General features: G+C 71.7%; 16 protein-coding genes. 10 read left to right on the top strand and 6 right to left on the bottom strand.

The annotated features are described in order from the left end of the window. Positions 1 to 44: 44 nt before the first annotated feature. On the top strand, positions 45 to 740 hold the full coding sequence (locus ACIQNG_RS04200; protein ID WP_401482535.1) for a pyridoxamine 5'-phosphate oxidase family protein: 696 nt from the start codon (positions 45 to 47) through the stop codon (positions 738 to 740). A 31-nt stretch (positions 741 to 771) separates the two neighbouring features. Here ACIQNG_RS04200 and ACIQNG_RS04195 read toward each other — a convergent pair whose 3' ends face one another. The 3 genes from ACIQNG_RS04195 to ACIQNG_RS04185 all read right to left on the bottom strand — a co-directional run bounded on the left by ACIQNG_RS04195 (position 772) and on the right by ACIQNG_RS04185 (position 3,630). Continuing rightward, complete coding sequence (locus tag ACIQNG_RS04195; RefSeq protein ID WP_401483022.1) at positions 772 to 1,713, bottom strand: DMT family transporter; 942 nt, start codon at positions 1,711 to 1,713, stop codon at positions 772 to 774. A gap of 312 nt (positions 1,714 to 2,025) precedes the next feature. Beyond that, the gene (locus ACIQNG_RS04190; protein ID WP_401439387.1) at positions 2,026 to 3,030 is read right to left on the bottom strand and encodes an EamA family transporter; all 1,005 of its coding nucleotides are present in this window, start codon (positions 3,028 to 3,030) and stop codon (positions 2,026 to 2,028) included. 72 nt (positions 3,031 to 3,102) lie between these two features. Further along, positions 3,103 to 3,630: a Clp protease N-terminal domain-containing protein gene (locus ACIQNG_RS04185; RefSeq protein ID WP_401439384.1), complete on the bottom strand. Its 528-nt coding sequence runs from the start codon at positions 3,628 to 3,630 to the stop codon at positions 3,103 to 3,105. Positions 3,631 to 3,828: 198 nt separating this feature from the next. On the opposite strand from ACIQNG_RS04185, the gene ACIQNG_RS04180 reads away from it, so the two are divergent. The 3 genes from ACIQNG_RS04180 (at position 3,829) to ACIQNG_RS04170 (ending at position 6,203) form a co-directional block, all read left to right on the top strand. Beyond that, positions 3,829 to 4,032 (top strand): hypothetical protein, encoded by a 204-nt coding sequence (locus tag ACIQNG_RS04180; RefSeq protein ID WP_401482534.1) that lies wholly within the window; start codon positions 3,829 to 3,831, stop codon positions 4,030 to 4,032. A 133-nt stretch (positions 4,033 to 4,165) separates the two neighbouring features. Next, on the top strand, positions 4,166 to 4,594 hold the full coding sequence (locus tag ACIQNG_RS04175) for an SRPBCC family protein (protein WP_401482533.1): 429 nt from the start codon (positions 4,166 to 4,168) through the stop codon (positions 4,592 to 4,594). 418 nt (positions 4,595 to 5,012) lie between these two features. Then, a complete protein-coding gene (locus ACIQNG_RS04170) occupies positions 5,013 to 6,203 on the top strand; it encodes an IS110 family transposase (RefSeq protein ID WP_401482532.1) in 1,191 nt (396 codons plus the stop codon). A gap of 8 nt (positions 6,204 to 6,211) precedes the next feature. Here the strand turns inward: ACIQNG_RS04170 and ACIQNG_RS04165 are convergent, their stop codons facing one another. Beyond that, on the bottom strand, positions 6,212 to 6,832 hold the full coding sequence (locus tag ACIQNG_RS04165) for a PadR family transcriptional regulator (RefSeq protein ID WP_401482531.1): 621 nt from the start codon (positions 6,830 to 6,832) through the stop codon (positions 6,212 to 6,214). Between the two features lie 168 nt (positions 6,833 to 7,000). On the opposite strand from ACIQNG_RS04165, the gene ACIQNG_RS04160 reads away from it, so the two are divergent. From ACIQNG_RS04160 to ACIQNG_RS04145, 4 genes are all read left to right on the top strand, one after another. Continuing rightward, positions 7,001 to 7,702 (top strand): ArsR/SmtB family transcription factor, encoded by a 702-nt coding sequence (locus ACIQNG_RS04160; protein WP_401482530.1) that lies wholly within the window; start codon positions 7,001 to 7,003, stop codon positions 7,700 to 7,702. 202 nt (positions 7,703 to 7,904) lie between these two features. Continuing rightward, positions 7,905 to 9,191 (top strand): MFS transporter, encoded by a 1,287-nt coding sequence (locus tag ACIQNG_RS04155; RefSeq protein WP_401482529.1) that lies wholly within the window; start codon positions 7,905 to 7,907, stop codon positions 9,189 to 9,191. A gap of 63 nt (positions 9,192 to 9,254) precedes the next feature. Then, on the top strand, positions 9,255 to 10,700 hold the full coding sequence (gene argG, locus ACIQNG_RS04150) for an argininosuccinate synthase (protein ID WP_401482528.1): 1,446 nt from the start codon (positions 9,255 to 9,257) through the stop codon (positions 10,698 to 10,700). Between the two features lie 157 nt (positions 10,701 to 10,857). After that, positions 10,858 to 11,679, top strand: a complete 822-nt coding sequence (locus tag ACIQNG_RS04145; RefSeq protein WP_401482527.1) for a PhzF family phenazine biosynthesis protein — start codon at positions 10,858 to 10,860, stop codon at positions 11,677 to 11,679. Between the two features lie 127 nt (positions 11,680 to 11,806). On the opposite strand, the gene ACIQNG_RS04140 is transcribed toward ACIQNG_RS04145, so the two are convergent. Then, entirely contained in the window at positions 11,807 to 12,607 is an 801-nt protein-coding gene (locus tag ACIQNG_RS04140; RefSeq protein WP_401439361.1) for a CPBP family intramembrane glutamic endopeptidase, read from the bottom strand. A gap of 99 nt (positions 12,608 to 12,706) precedes the next feature. Further along, on the bottom strand, positions 12,707 to 14,224 hold the full coding sequence (locus ACIQNG_RS04135) for a glutamate--cysteine ligase (RefSeq protein ID WP_401482526.1): 1,518 nt from the start codon (positions 14,222 to 14,224) through the stop codon (positions 12,707 to 12,709). A 566-nt stretch (positions 14,225 to 14,790) separates the two neighbouring features. Between ACIQNG_RS04135 and ACIQNG_RS04130 the strand changes: the two genes are divergently transcribed. Both ACIQNG_RS04130 and ACIQNG_RS04125 read left to right on the top strand, forming a co-directional pair. After that, complete coding sequence (locus ACIQNG_RS04130) at positions 14,791 to 15,375, top strand: hypothetical protein (protein WP_401439355.1); 585 nt, start codon at positions 14,791 to 14,793, stop codon at positions 15,373 to 15,375. A gap of 334 nt (positions 15,376 to 15,709) precedes the next feature. After that, complete coding sequence (locus ACIQNG_RS04125) at positions 15,710 to 15,904, top strand: DUF5999 family protein (RefSeq protein ID WP_401439555.1); 195 nt, start codon at positions 15,710 to 15,712, stop codon at positions 15,902 to 15,904. Positions 15,905 to 16,111 lie beyond the last annotated feature (207 nt).

Here is a 16,111-nt window from a genome sequence, read left to right as displayed (position 1 = left end):
ACCCAGTGAACCCAGTGACAGCAGTGACAGCAGTGGAGAGCACCATGCAGGAATCCTCGGCCCCGACCCCGGCCCCGCCCCTGCCCGGCACCGCCTACGCCCCCACCGACCGCACCGTCCCGACCCGCTCCGCGGACCGTGCGTCGTACGACAAGGAGACGGTGCACGCGATTCTGGACGACGGGTACGTCTGTCACCTCGGGTTCGTCCGGGACGGCGCCCCCGTGGTGCTGCCCACGCTGTACGCCCGGGTCGGCGAGCGGCTGTACGTGCACGGCTCGACCGGGTCGCGCCCGCTGCGGATGACCGGCACGGCGGACCCGGGTCTTGCGGTCTGTGTGACCGTCACCCACGTCGACGGCCTGGTGCTGGCCCGCTCCGCCTTCCACCACTCGATCAACTACCGCTCGGTGGTGGTGCACGGCGTCGCCCACGACGTGACGGACCCGGACGAGAAGCGCGCCGCACTGGACGCGCTGGTCGACCATGTGGTGCCGGGCCGGTCCGCGGACTCCCGCCCCGCCAACCGCAAGGAACTCGCCGCCACCGCCGTGATCCGCCTCGACCTGGACGAGGTCTCCGCCAAGCTCCGCACGGGCGGCGTCAACGACGAGCCGGAGGACCTCGCCCTCCCCCACTGGGCCGGCGTGATCCCCCTGCGCAAGGGCTACGGCCCCCCGCTCCCCGACCCCGACCTCACCCCCGGGACGACGGTGCCGGACTATCTGCCGGGGCACTGAGTCCTGCGGACGGACGGGCCGGGGACCGGGATCAGGCAGGTCCTGCGGATCCTGCGGACGACGCCGCCCGGGTCTCCGTGGCTGCCAGGCCCGCCACCGAGCCGAGCATCAGCAGGGTGCCGACCAAGGTCGCCGCCGTGAGGTGCTCGCCGAGCACGAGGACGGCGAGGGCCGCCGCGCTGACCGGCTCCAACAGCATGATCACGGAGACGGTGGCCGACCGGACGACCGCCGCACCGGCGAAGTACAGCCCGTACGCGAGGGCCGTCGGGATCGCGGCGATGTAGACGACGAGCCAGATCACCCGGGCCGGTTCGTCGGTGTGCGGCACCAGCCCCTCGACGAGCGCGAACGGCAGCAGACACAGGGTCGTCACCGCGAACGCCCACACCGTCGTGCGCGACGCGTCGGCCCCGCCGTGCCGCCCCCACCAGCGGGTGAGCAGGGTCATCGCGCAGTACCCCAGGGCGGAGAGGAGCGCGAGCGCCACCCCCCACGGCCGTACGGTGGTGTCCCCGCCGCCGAGGACCAGCACCCCGAGCCCGCCCAGCGCCCCGGCGACGGCGATGACCCCGCCCCGGCCCAGCCGCTCACCCATGGTCAGCCGGGCGCCGAGCGCGATCAGTACGGGTCCGGCGCCGAGGGTGACGACGGTGGCCACGGCGAGTCCGGTGGCGGACACGGCGGCGAAGTAGGCGGTCTGGAACACCGCGAGCGCGACCCCGACGGCACCGGCCCGCAGCGCCTTGCGCCGCAACGGCTCGGCGGCGACCGCGACGGCGGCCGAGGCCGGACGCGGCAGCAGCGCGCGCAGCCCCAGCAGCAGGACGAGCCCGGCGGCGCAGCGCCAGAAGGACAGGGCCACCGAGCCCATGTCGCTGGAGCGGTAGACCAGGGAGGCGGCGGCGCCCGCGGTGCCCCAGGCGGCGCCGGCGACGATCAGATACAGCAGCCCGCGCCCGACGGGCAGCAGGCCGGTGCCGTCGCTGACGGACCTGGCGCCGGACCCCGTGGCGGCAGAGGCAGAGGAGGAGGAAGAAGAAGATGAGGAAGAGGAAGAGGAAGAGGAAGCTGAGGGAGTGAACACGCGTTTGTCTCCGCAGTCGCGCGTATCGCGCGGAAGTTCGGGAAGGGACCACCGCTCAGCGGGGTCCGCGGACTTCGTCTGCGGGCAGCACTCTCACACCCGGTACACCGCACGAGGCAGGGTGTACGGGGAGGCGGGCCCGCCGCTCAGGCGGCCGGGGGCGGAAGAACGAGTGCCTTGGCGTGCATGATCCGCACCCTATGTCGACGTGCCGCGGGCCGACAACTCCCGCTCGGGCCCGCCGGAGGCCACCGGGTTCTCGGAGCCCTTGGCCGGGGTGGCGGACTGCGCGATGAACGCGCCGGTCAGCACGATCACCCCGCCGATGATCTGCGGCGCCGAGAGATGTTCGCCGAGCAGGACCCAGGCCAGCACGGTCGCGATGACCGCTTCGAGACAGGCCACCACCCCCGCGACCTGGGGGGAGAGTCGGCGCACCGACACCACTCCGGTGATGTAGGCGACCACCGTGGCGACCAGGACGATCCAGGCCAGCAGCGCCAGGGCGGGGACCGCGGTGCCGTCCATGCTCGCGGAGCCGGCGAGCACGCCCCAGTCCATGCCCCAGGGTCGGGCGACGACGGTGAGGACGGCGGCGCCGATCAACAGCCCGTACGCGATCACGCCGAGCGGGTCCGGGACGTCCTCGCCGGAGTCGCTGCCCTGGGCGGAGAGCACGAAGTAGCCGACCTGGCAGCAGGCGGCGCCGAGCGCCAGCAGCAGCCCGACGACGTCGAAGCCGAGCCCGGCCCACACCTCCACGACACAGGCGAGTCCGCCGACCGCGAGGACCACACCGACGGCCGCGGCCCGGGTCACCGGCCTGCGCTGCACGAACCGCACCCAGCCGAGCACGAGCGCGGGCGCCAGGTACTCCACGAGCAGCGCGACGCCGACCGGTATCCGGGAGATCGACGCGAAGTAGAACGCCTGGACACCCGCCACGGCCAGCAGTCCGAACCCGGCGAGCAGCGCGGGCCTGCGGCGCAGCAGGGCTCGGTGGCGCACGGCGAGCGGCAGCATCACCAGGGCGGCACCGGCCACGCGCAGCCACACCACGTGCAGCGGGTCGAGCCCCGCCTCGATCAGCGGCTTGGCCGCGACCCCGGAACCGCCGAAGGCGACCGCGGACCCCAGCGCGAGGCCGAGCCCGAGCCCCTTGCCCCGACCGCCGTGAATGCTCTCTGTCGTACGCACCGGCACATGATGACAGGGGAGGACATGAGCGTCACCCCCAATGGCACCTGTCTCGGCGGTTGGACGGTGACGCAGGGCTCACGGGCGGGGCGACGGCTCCAGCCGCTGGAGGAGTTCCGCGGTGTCGATCCCGGCGCGGGCCACCACCTCGACCGCGCGGGCCTGCGGGTCGGCGAGGAGCGCGGCGAGCAGGTCGATACCGCCGGGCTCGGCGTCGCCCCGGCGGGCGGCACGGTAGGCGGCGTACTCCAACGCGGAGGCGGCCAGCGGCGAGTAGCCCTCGGCGAAGGTCACCACCGGGATCGCGCCCGAGTCCTCGACGGTGCTCTGCCAGCGCAGCCCGTAGCCGATGCTGCGCTGCACGAGATAGCCGAGCAGGCGCGCGACCCGCAGCCCGTCGTCGAAGGCGGCGCGCACCTCGTCGTCGCTCTCCAGCAGGGAGTGCAGCAGATGGGCGGAGTCGATGTGCCGGTCCCCGTCGCGCACCGCCCGTCTCCGGGCACCCGCCAGCACCGCTGCCAGCTCGGCGCCGAGCCTGGCATCGTGATCCGCGCGCGGGGTACTGCCCTGGTCGGGGTCGGGTTGCCGGGGGATTCGGTGGTGCACATCCTCCACCCCATCAGCCTCTGCGGCGTGAGTCATCCCCGGCGGGAAGCATTCTGACGTCCCACGCAGAGCGGACATCCAGGGGCGCAATCTCCTCCTTACGGATGAGATCACGGCGAAATGACCACAAGGGCGCACACCGTCGCGCCGCGCGCCCCGTCCGCAACCATCACGGAACGCCGTTCGTCGGAGAGAGACATGGAGAGCGATTGCTGGCTGGTGGCGCTGCCGGCGGTCGACGGCAGAGACTACGTGTACCGGGTCTACGCCCCGGTGGACGCCCTGCCGGCCGACCTGTTCTGGGAAGCCTGGCACTGTCACGACGAGGGACCGCACCCGCGCGCGTGGGATCTGTTCGACGCGGCCCGCATCCGCCGGGTGGGCTGTGCGCACGCCGGGTGAACCGAGCACCCCGGGCGTACCGAGTCGGCTCAGCGCTCCCACCGGCACTTCCTGACGGTTCATCAGTATTGAATGTTGCGCCGCCTGCCGCTACGTTCCGCGACACCGCACCCCGAGACGGAGAGGTGGTCGCATGGCCGAAGTCAGCGCGGAGGCCCGCATCGGGGCACCGGCCGAGCGGGTCTGGGCCCAGCTCACGGACTGGCCGGCGTACGGGGAGTGGAACGCGACGCACACCAGCTTCCCGAGGGGCGGCCCCGACACCCTGGAGAGCGGCGCGACCTTCCAGGAGAACATGAAGCTGATGGGCTTCCCGGCCGAGGTCGACTGGACGGTGGAGGAACTGGAACCGGCCCGCGTCCTGGCCCTCCGCGGCAAGGGTCCGATGCAGGTCACCGTCGTCACGCGCTACACCCTGACCCCGCAGGGCGACGCGACGACCCTGCGCATCGACGGGGAGTTCACCGGCGCCGCGGTCGCCCTGATGGCGGGCAAGCTGAAGGACTCGGCGACGGCGGCACTCCATGAGTCCCTCAGGAAACTGGACGGCCTGGTGAACTGACCGGCACGGCCCTCGCGCCGACCCTCCTCGCACGAAGGCGCCCCGCGGAGAACTCCACGGGGCGCCACAGCAGGCCGTACGACGCTCAGGGGCGATCAGGGAACCCCCGAACCCCCTGAGCCGTCGGCCGAACCCCCTGAGCCGACGGCCGGACCGACCGCGGAGGGCCGGTCCGGCCGTCAGGTCAGTCCTCCCTACCTTGTTGTTCGGGATGAGCGAGCCATTCGTAGGGTTGGCTCACCCAGGGGGTCCGGGTGTGGCTTTCAGTCCTCTGCCGTCCGTGGCTTGCGACGATTCGCCGCCCGGCCCCCACGACGACTCGGCTGCTCATTAGGAATTGCGGCACTGATCGCTCAGTAGGGACTCGACAGCGAGGTCGTCCGTGGTACCTGTACGAGCACGACCTGCGGAGAAGCGAGTGACAGCGATCTGGGCCGGTATTGACGCCGGGAAGACCCACCACCACTGCGTAGTGATCGACGACACCGGCAAGCGGCTGCTGTCCCGGAGAGTGGCCAACGAGGAGACCGAACTGCTCAAGCTCCTCGGCGACGTCCTGGCCCTGGGAGAGGTGACGGCCTGGGGCATCGACCTGGCCGATGGAGGGGCCGGCCTGGTGATCGCGGTCCTGCTCAACCACGGCCAGCACCTGCTCTACATCCCCGGCAGGGCTGTCAACCGCGCCTCCGAGGGCTACCGGGGCGACGGCAAGACCGACGCCAAGGACGCCGCGATCATCGCCGACCAGGCCCGTGTCCGGCGCGACCTGATGCCCCTGCGGCCCGGCGACGAACTGGTCACGGAGCTGAAGGTCCTCACCGGCCGCCGCCGCGACCTCAGCGACGACCGCACCCGGGCCATCAACCGGCTCCGCGGCCACCTGAACGGGATCTTCCCCGGCCTGGAACGCGAACTCGACCTCGGCAATGTCGGCCCGCTGGTGCTGCTGACGGGCTACCAGACTCCTGCCGCCATCCGCCGCACCGGCGTCAAGCGGCTGGCAACCTGGCTGCGCAACCGCAAGGTCCGCGGCGCCGACCAGCTCGCTGCCACAGTCGTCCAGGCCGCCGAGAACCAGCACACCGCCGTTCCCGGCGAGAAGATCATCGCTCAGGTCGTGCACTCCCCCGCCAGGGAGGTGATGGCCCTCAACGAGAAGATCACCGAGACCGACAAGCTCATCAAGGGCCGGTTTCGCCAGCACCAGCACGCCGAAGTGATCGCCAGCATGCCCGGTATCGGCCCCCTGCTGGGCGCGGAGTTCCTCGCGGCCACCGGCGGTGACATGGGTGCCTTCCCCACGGCCGACCGGCTCGCCAGCTTTGCCGGCGTCGCACCCGCGTCCCGTGACTCGGGCAAGATCAGCGGAAACCTCCACCGGCCCAAGCGATACAGCCGCCGACTCCAACGCGTCTTCTACACCTCGGCGTTGATCAGCATCCGCTGCTGCGACGAGTCCCGCCGCTTCTACGACCGCAAGCGCGCCGAGGGCAAACGCCACGTCCAAGCCGTGCTCGCACTCGCCCGCCGACGGGTCAACGTCCTGTGGGCCCTCCTGCGTGACGGACGGTGCTACGAACCCATACCGCCCGTCACGCAGGCCGCTTGACAACTCCATTAGGAATCGTCGGCCAGGATCAGGTACAGCTTCTTGCGCGCGTCGTTCATGACGGCGAGCGCCTTGTCCCGCTGCTCCTTGCTGCCGGTCTTCCAGACCTGACCGAACGCTTCCATCAGCGCGAAGCCGGCCTGGCGGATCTCACCGAACGCCTCCCAGTCGACCCCGCGCGAGGCTTCCTCCCAAGGGGCGTCCGGCCCCTCGTCGGCGGCCCGGCGCCCGGTGCCGGTGAGCGTGAACAGCTTCTTGCCGCCCTCGGTCTCACTGGCGATCAGCCCCTCGTCCTCCAGCAACTGGAGGGTGGGGTAGACCGAGCCGGGGCTGGGCTTCCACGCCCCGCCGCTGCGCTCGGCGATCTCCTGGATCATCTCGTAGCCGTGCATCGGCCGGTCCTTCAGCAGGGCCAGGATCGAGGCCCGGACATCACCGCGCCGCGCCCTCCCCCTGGGCCCTCCACGGCCTCGTCCGCCCCAGGACCCGGGACCGAAGCCCGGCCCGAAGCCACCGGAACCGCCGGGGCCACCCGGCCCGAAGGGCCCGAACGCGCCGCGCCGTTCCTCGTGGCCACCGTCGCCCCGCTTGCCGCGCCGGTGCGTGTGCTCGTATCCGTGCGTGCGCATCGCCATCACTCCTTTTCATATCGTTGATCGATCGCGATGCGTCAACGATATATCGGAAGCACTCGCAAGGCAAGTGAGGGCGAGCAGGTTCCGAACCGGGGCGATTGACGCCGAAACCCGGATACGGTATTCCATGGATTTATGGAGAATGGCGAGGGAAGGCGAACCATGACACCCCGCACGCACACCGGCACAAGCGACAAAAGCGGCACCAGCACCAAAGCCCAGCTCTACGAGGCATTCGCGGCCAGCGGAAAGGCTCTGGCCAGCGGAAAGCGTCTTGAGCTGCTCGATCTCCTCGCCCAGGGCGAGCGCACCGTCGACGCCCTCGCCAAGGCGGCCGGCCTGAATCTCACGACGGCCTCGGCCCATCTCCAGACCCTCAAGCAGGCCGGTTTCGTCGCCACCCGCCGCGAGGGCGTCCGTATCCACTACCGTCTCGCCGGCGAGGACGTGGCCCGGCTCTTCGCCCTGTTCCGCAAGGTCGCCGAGGCCCACCAGGCCGCCGTACCCGCCGCCCGCGACGCCTATCTCGGCGCGTCGGACACCGTCGCCCTGACCGACGAGGAACTGCGCGCCCGGGTCGCCGCCGGGGACGCGGTCGTCCTCGACGTCCGCCCGGCCGACGAGTACCGCGCGGGCCACATCCCCGGCGCCCTCTCCCTCCCCGTCGAGGACCTCACCCGCCGCATCGACGAACTGCCCGAGGGGACGGACATCGTCGTCTACTGCCGGGGGGAGTACTGCGCCCTCGCCTACGACGCCGTACGCCTGCTCACCGACCTGGGCCGCCGCGCCGTCCGCCTGCACAACGGCATGCTGGAGTGGCGGCTGGCCGAACTCCCCGTCGACGCCGGGGACCTGACGTGACCGTCACCCCGCCGCGCCGCCCCCGGCCCACCTGCCCGACGTAGGCAGAGCGCCCCGATCGGGCCCGAGCCGCACGCCAGGCCACCGCCTCCCCAGTCACCTCCCCTCATCTCCCCTCACCTCCCCTCATCTCCCTGCATCTCCTTTCATCTCCCCCGCTCCACCCCGCGCCACAGCCGCGCCCACACTCCGGGACACAGCCATGACCAAGACCGAGCCGTCCGCCACCAGCGGTTCCCTGCCCGACGCCCTGCCCGACGCCGTCCAGGCGCAGCGGCGGATCCTGCGGGCCCTGGTCGCCTCGCAGATCCTCAGCGGGGCCGGGCTGGCCGCCGGTGTGACCGTGGGGGCGCTGCTCGCACAGGACATGCTCGGCGGCACCAGCCTCGCCGGGCTGCCGAGCGCGCTGGTCACGGCCGGTTCGGCGCTCGCCGCGGTCGCCGTGGGACGGATATCGCAGGCCCGCGGGCGACGGCCCGGCCTCACCGCCGGATATCTGGCCGGGGCCGTCGGCAGCGCGGGGGTGATCACCGCCGCGGTCCTGGACAACGCGGCGCTGCTCTTCCTCGCGCTGTTCGTGTACGGCGCCGGTACGGCCACCAACCTCCAGGCCCGGTACGCCGGTGCCGATCTCGCCGACCCGGGCCATCGGGCGCGGGCCGTGTCGCGGGTGCTGGTCGCGACCACGCTCGGCGGGGTGGTCGGCCCCAACCTCTCCGCGCCCATGGGTGACCTCGCCGGGGCCATCGGCATCCCGGACCTCGCCGGTCCCTTCCTGCTCGCGGGGGCCGCCTACGCCCTGGCCGCCCTGGTCCTCGCCGTATGGCTGCGCCCCGACCCGCTGCTGACGGCCCGTACCCTCGCCGCCGCCCCGCAGGACCCCGCCGCCCCGGCCACCACCCGGGACACGGGCGTCGACCGCCGCTCCGGAGGTGTCGTACTCGGTGCCCTGGTCATGGTGCTCACCCAGATCGTCATGGTGGCGATCATGACGATGACCCCGGTCCACATGCACGGCCACGGCCATGGGACCGCCGCCTCCGGGCTGGTGATCGCCGTGCATATCGCTGCCATGTACCTGCCGTCGCCGCTGACCGGCTGGCTGGTGGACCGCTACGGGCGGACCGCGGTCGCCGCCGCCTCGGGGGGCGTCCTGCTCGCCTCCGGGGTGCTGGCCGCCGCCGCGCCCGGCGACTCCGTCCCGCTCCTCGCGCTCGCGCTGGCCCTGCTGGGGCTCGGCTGGAACTTCGGACTGGTCTCCGGTACGGCGATCATCACCGACGCCGTGCCGCTCGCGACCCGCGCCAGGACCCAGGGCACGGTGGACGTCTCCATCGCGATCGCCGGGGCGGCGGGCGGACTCGCCTCCGGGCTGGTGGTCGCCGCCGGCAGCTACGCCGTACTCACGCTCACCAGCGGTGTCCTCGCCCTGGCGCTGCTCCCGGTGATCGCCGCGACGGCAAGCAGCCGCCCCGCGCGCAGCCGCTGAGCCGGTATGCGGACCCAAAAAGAAGGCTTTGCATGATCATGCGAAGTCATGCATACTCTTCCTATGTCCAAGGTCCTCACCTCCCTCCCCACCGGCGAACGCGTCGGCATCGCCTTCTCCGGCGGCCTCGACACCTCTGTCGCGGTCGCGTGGATGCGCGACAAGGGTGCCGTCCCGTGCACCTACACCGCCGACATCGGCCAGTACGACGAGCCCGACATCGCGTCGGTGCCCACCCGCGCCAAGACCTACGGCGCCGAGGTGGCCCGGCTGGTCGACTGCCGCGCGGCGCTGGTCGAGGAGGGCCTTGCGGCACTGACCTGCGGGGCGTTCCACATCCGCTCGGGCGGACGGGCGTACTTCAACACCACGCCGCTCGGCCGGGCCGTCACCGGCACGCTGCTGGTGCGGGCGATGCTGGAGGACGACGTCCAGATCTGGGGCGACGGCTCGACCTTCAAGGGCAACGACATCGAGCGGTTCTACCGCTACGGCCTGCTCGCCAACCCCAACCTGCGGATCTACAAGCCGTGGCTGGACGCGGACTTCGTGACCGAGCTGGGCGGGCGCAAGGAGATGTCCGAGTGGCTGGTCGCCCACCGGCTCCCCTACCGGGACAGCACGGAGAAGGCGTACTCCACCGACGCCAACATCTGGGGCGCCACCCATGAGGCCAAGACCCTGGAGCACCTGGACACCGGCGTGGAGACCGTCGAGCCGATCATGGGCGTGAGGTTCTGGGACCCCTCCGTCGAGATCGCCGCCGAGGACGTGACGATCGGCTTCGAGCAGGGCCGCCCGGTGACCGTCAACGGCAAGGAGTTCGCCTCCCCCGTCGACCTGGTCATGGAGGCCAACGCGATCGGCGGCCGGCACGGACTGGGCATGTCCGACCAGATCGAGAACCGGATCATCGAGGCCAAGAGCCGCGGCATCTACGAGGCCCCGGGCATGGCCCTGCTGCACGCGGCCTACGAGCGGCTGGTCAACGCCATCCACAACGAGGACACCCTCGCCCAGTACCACAACGAGGGGCGGCGGCTCGGACGGCTGATGTACGAGGGCCGCTGGCTGGACCCGCAGGCGCTGATGATCCGTGAGTCCCTCCAGCGCTGGGTCGGCGCGGCCGTCACCGGCGAGGTGACCCTGCGGCTGCGGCGCGGCGAGGACTACTCGATCCTGGACACCACGGGCCCGGCGTTCAGCTACCACCCGGACAAGCTCTCCATGGAGCGCACCGAGGACTCCGCGTTCGGTCCGTCGGACCGGATCGGCCAGCTCACCATGCGCAACCTGGACATCGCCGACTCCCGCGCCAAGCTGGAGCAGTACGCCGGAATGGGTCTGATCGGCACGGCCCACCCGGCGATCGGGGCGGCCCAGGCCGCCGCGACCGGCCTCATCGGCGCCATGCCCGAGGGCGGCGCCGAGGCCATCGCCTCCCGCGGCGAGGTCTCCGAGGAGGACGAGCTGCTGGACCGCGCGGCGATGGAGTCCGGCACGGACTGAGCCGGTCCGGCACGGACCGAGCCGACGGTCGGCCCCCTCGTATGCCTGAAGTCGACCCGTCCTGTGCGGGCACCCGGCTCGCGGGCAGGGCGGATCGGGCCAGACGCCGCCGATTGGCCTTGGTCCGCCCGCCCCCGCACCCCCTACCGTCGTCGTCATGCGGATTCGAATCGTCGACGCCTTCACCGACCGCCCGTTCGCCGGCAACCCGGCCGGGGTCCTGCTGCTGGACGCGTTCCCGGCGGACGGCTGGATGCAGGACGTGGCCCTGGAGGTCAACCACGCCGAGACGGCCTTCGCGCACCCGCTGCCCGAGGGCGGGGACGCGGACTGGGCGCTGCGCTGGTTCACCCCGGTCACCGAGGTCGCGCTGTGCGGACACGCGACGCTGGCCACGGCCCATGTGCTGTACACCACGGGCGCGCACCGGGGCCCGGTGCGGTTCGCGACGCGCAGCGGGGTGCTCACGGCGGCGCCCGGTGCGGACGGTGCGGTGACCCTGGACTTCCCCACGGCACCGCTGACCCCCGTGGCGTTCCCGGAGGGCGCCGCCGAGGCCCTGGGCGCCGAACCGGTCGCCGTCCAGGACACCGGACCGAGCCTCGGCGACCTGGTCGTGGAGTTGGCCGACGAGCGGGCCGTCCACGCCCTCGCCCCGGACCACAAGGCCCTCGGCGCCTATTCGCCGCGCGGCATCATCGCCACCGCCCGCGCCGAGGACCCGGACCGCGGCTACGACTATGTCTCGCGCTGCTTCTTCCCGAACGTCGGCATCGACGAGGACCCGGTCACCGGCAGCGCCCACACGGCCCTCGCCCCCTACTGGTCGCAGCGGCTGGGCAGGAGCGACCTCACCGGCCTCCAGGCGTCGAACCGTCCCGGCCGGGTCCGTACCCGGCTGCGCGGCGACCGCACCCTGCTCACCGGCCACGCGGTGACCGTCATCGACGGTGAGTTGCTGACGCCCCTGCCCGGCTGACCGGGGGGCCGCATCACCCGGGACCGGATGACCGTGACCAGGCGACCGGATGACCAGGCGACCAGTGACGGGGTGACCAGGCGACCGGATGACCAGGCGACCAGGCGACCAGGCGGACCCCACCGGTTCACGCCGTGGGCAGCCAGCTCACCTTGCCCGCCAGCAGCGCGTAGCCCACGAACGCCCCGATGTCGAGCAGGGTGTGGGCCACCACGAGCGGCCCGACCCGGCCCCAGCGGCGGTAGAGCCAGACGAAGACGACGCCCATGACCATGTTGCCGATGAAGCCGCCGATGCCCTGATAGAGGTGGTACGAGCCGCGCAGCACACTGCTCGCGGCCAGGGAGGCATGGGGCGACCAGCCGAGCTGGTCGAGGCGGCGCAGCAGATACCCGACGACGATGACCTCTTCGACGATCGAGTTCTGCGCGGCGGACAGGATCAGCACCGGGAACTTCCACCACACCTCCGGCAGGGACTCCGGCACCACCGTGAGGTTGAAGCCGAGGGCCCGCACGGCGAGGTAGAAGGCGATGCCGGTGCTGCCGATGCCCGCCGCGATGACCGCGCCCCGGCCGAGGTCCGGCCAGGGGCGGGTGCGGTCGAAACCGAGGGTGCGCAGGCTCGCGCCCTCACGGATCAGCAGATGGGCGACGAGCGCGACCGGCACCAGTGCGGTGGTGATGCCGAACAGCTGCCAGGCGAGGTCCAGCCAGGGGCGGCCGGGCGCGGCCGAGGCGTTGAGCGTGGCGGCCTGGTCCCGGAGCCCGCCGGGCCTGGTGACCGAGCCGACGAAGCTGATGAGCGCGGACACCCCGCTCGCCCCGAGCGACAGGGCGAGGACGAGCAGTGTCTCGTCCCGCAGGAGCCGCCGCGAGAGCCGTTCCGGTGGCCGGGCCTCGACCGCCGGACTGTCCTCCGCCTGCACACGTACCTCCAGTGGGTGGACCGGGTGGACCCGTGGGAGGTCACAGCTTGCCGCATGGAGGCGGCGGGACAGGCGCCGGGGCACGGCCGGTCGCGAGGGTCAGCCCAGGGGAAGTGCCTCCGGTGCGCCCACCGGCCAGGTGTGCACGGGCTCCCCGAGCCGGGTCAGCTCGCAGTAGCGGCGGGTGGTGGCGGCGAGCGCGGCGTCCCGTGAGAGCCCGCCCTCCAGGGCCCGGTGGAAGGTGGCGACCTGCCAGGACGCCCCGTTGACCCGGCGCCGGCAGCGCTCCTCGATGACGCCCAGATAGAAGTCCCGGTCGGCCGCCTCGATCCCCCAGGCGTCGAGCCCGGCGGCGGCCAGCGGCAGCAGTTCCTCACGGACCAGGCTGACGGCGTCGACCTCGGCCGTCCCCGTGTACCGGCCCCGGCGGGGCCAGCGGAAGCGGGCGTCGATGCCATGGCGGCAGGCCGCGTCGAAGTTCTCGGCCGCCGCCTCGAAGGGCAGCCGGGTCCACACCGGCCGGGACTCCTCGGCGAGCGCGCGGACCAGCCCGTAGTAGAAGGCCGCGTTGGCGACGACGTCGGTGACGGTGGGCCCGGCGGGCAGGACGCGGTTCTCGACGCGCAGATGCGGGGCGCCGTCGGCGACGCCGTAGACGGGGCGGTTCCAGCGGTAGACGGTGCCGTTGTGCAGGACGAGTTCGGCGAGGGAGGGGGTGCCGCCCGCGTCGATCACGGTCAGCGGGTCCTCGTCGTCGCAGATCGGCAGCAGGGCCGGGAAATAGCGCAGATTCTCCTCGAACAGGTCGTACGCCGAGGAGATCCAGCGCTCGCCGAACCAGGTGCGGGGCCGTACGCCCTGAGCCTGGAGTTCGGGCGGGCGGGTGTCGGTGGACTGCTGGAACAGGGGCGGCCGGGATTCGCGCCACAGTTCGCAGCCGAACAGGAAGGGCGAGTTGGCGCCCACCGCGATCTGCGCGGCGGAGGCGACCTGCGCCGCGTTCCACACATCGGCGAACCGGGCCGGGGTGACCTGGAGGTGGAGCTGTACGGAGGTGCAGGCGGCCTCCGGCGCGATGGACCGGGAGGTGCACACCAGATGCTCCACACCCTCGATGTCCAGGGTGAAGTCCTCGCCCCGCGCGGCCACGATCTGGTCGTTGAGCAGGGTGTACCGGTCGGCCTCGGAGAGGTTGGAGGAGACCAGATGGTCCCGGTCCAGGGTGGGCAGAATACCGATCATCACGATTCCGGCGTCCACCTCGCCGGCTTTCCGGTGGGCGTACGCCAGTGACGTACGGACCTCCTCCGCCAACCGGTCGAATACCCGGCCGCCGAGGCGGTGCGGGGCGATGTTCACCTCCAGATTGAACATCGCGAGTTCTGTCTGGAAATCCCGGCTCGCGATACGTTCCAGGACTTGCCCGTTCAGCATTCTCGGCAGTCCGTCGGAGCCGACGAGATTCAATTCGATCTCCAGCCCCATGAGGTTCTTGGGGCGGTCGAAGCGCTGCTCTGCCAGGAGCCGCTCCAATCCCGTGAGGCAGCGCCGGAGCTTGCCCCGGTAGCTCTGCCGATCGGACAGGTCGATACCGCCTGCCACGACCTTCTCCCCCATCTAAGCGTCCTTCCTTGGATGGGCGGGCCGAACCTGCGGCCGCCGGCGTCAACGGTCCAGGGTGGATGATGCCCAGCCCGGACGATCCATAACGCCACGCCGCACGGCCCGCTCCGGCTACTCTGGTGCCGTTGGCCGCGAGTGACCGGCGGCACATTCCCCGGGCAAGCGGCGTACGCGGTTTTCCCGACCTCAGAAACTCGTGGAAAAAGCCGGTGGGAATTGGCCCACCACCGTTCGCCCACATGCCGAGGTCAGGGCCGTACGGATGGCGGGAAATCGGGAGCATCGCCCTCGAATCCGCGACCGAAACGGCCCTTGTCCCTGTGCCCGGAAACAGCTAGCCGAAACCCTGTCCGAACAGGCGTCGTATAAACTCCGCGACCAGGACAGAAGGCCGGCGTCGATGGCCCCCGGGATCCCGCCGTCACGCACCGCGCACGGGATCTCACCGGTTCCCCTCGCTCCCCGGGCCCCGACCCCCGCCTCCCTGGCCTCGTGAGCAGACAGCGCCGTCCGCCCCCGCCCTCACGCCACCCTGCCTGTCGAATGAGAGGCGACCCACCATGCCGCTGCATGTCCCGTCGGCCCCCGCGCCCGCCCTCCGGTCCGTCATGACAGCCCTCGGTTCCCCGACCGCCGTCCGCGCGGCCCCGACACCCTCACTGCGCACCGCCGAGGGACCCGTGACGCCCGAACTCCCGCTGCCCGTCCATGTCCTGGACCGGGTCACCGCCGAGGGCGTCTCCGCCACCAGCCTGACGGGCTGGCGGTTCCTGATCCACAGTGGGGGCCGTGCCGTGGCCGCCGCCGACACCCGGCTCACCCCGGACGGCTGGGCCTTCTCGCACTTCTTCGAGGGCCCCTACGTCAACGCCACCGAGCACGCCCTCCAGCAGGCCGAGACCCTCACCGGGCCCTACCAGCCGCGCCTGCTGTCCGTGCCGAGCCTGTACATGCTGACCCTGTGGCTGCACGGCGACACCGACGCCGACCCGGCGAACGGTCATCCCGCGGCGAGCGACCTGCTCGTACCGCTCGCGCCCGCGCCACCCGGTATCGCGGCCCACCGCCCGCACCGCGTCGCCGAGTTGCTGCCGCTGCTGACGCTCAGGGCGACACCGGCACCGCTGCTGGGCTCACCCGCCTGAACCCCGGCGCCCCTTCGGCAACAAATGGCTCGTGCGAGCGGCAATTCGCTCGTACGAGCCTTTTGTTGCTCCGGGCCCGGGTGGACTAGCCCTTTCCGGCCACGGTGAACCATCCGAAAAGGCAGGGCAGTTGAACTGAACCGTCCGGCTGGGTGATGCGTCATCAACCTGTAAGAAGCGGTGCTGCGAAATCCCTGCGGAACGCCGCGCGTGGGGCAACACTGGTTTCGGACCGACTTCATCACAACGGGGGGCGGCCATGAAAGAGGCATCCAGCCGCGGGACAGACACGACGACCATCACTCACATCATGACAGAGCGAAAGATCCCACCCATGTGCCAGCACACGCCACCGTGCCCCACAGCCCACTCCGCCGACCGGGACTCCGCCCGCCTCGTGGCGCACCACCCGGAACAGGGCTGGAGCCTGCTGTGCAACGGAGTGGTGCTCTTCGAGGACACCGGTGAGCTTCTGCCGGACGGCCAGATCATCGCCCCGTACCGCCCTGTCGTGGTCACGGCGGCCTGAACCCGGAGCGGGCGGCGCGAGCCACCGCGCGGGAGGCCGTCGGGTCATGAGGTCTTGAGGTGATGAGCCCGTGGTCGGACCGCCCGGCGCGCTAGGGGACCGCTAGGACGTGCTAGGGGGTGTCCGCAATGTCGGTGGGTCGTTAGCCCGTTCGTGGTGCGTCGTCATGAAGTGACTGATCAGGCGTGGGCGGTGATCGGGCCTTTG

It is taken from the genome of Streptomyces sp. NPDC091377 (assembly GCF_044757045.1).
Lineage (GTDB): Bacteria > Actinomycetota > Actinomycetes > Streptomycetales > Streptomycetaceae > Streptomyces.
This window is presented reverse-complemented; position numbering and strand designations above follow the sequence as displayed.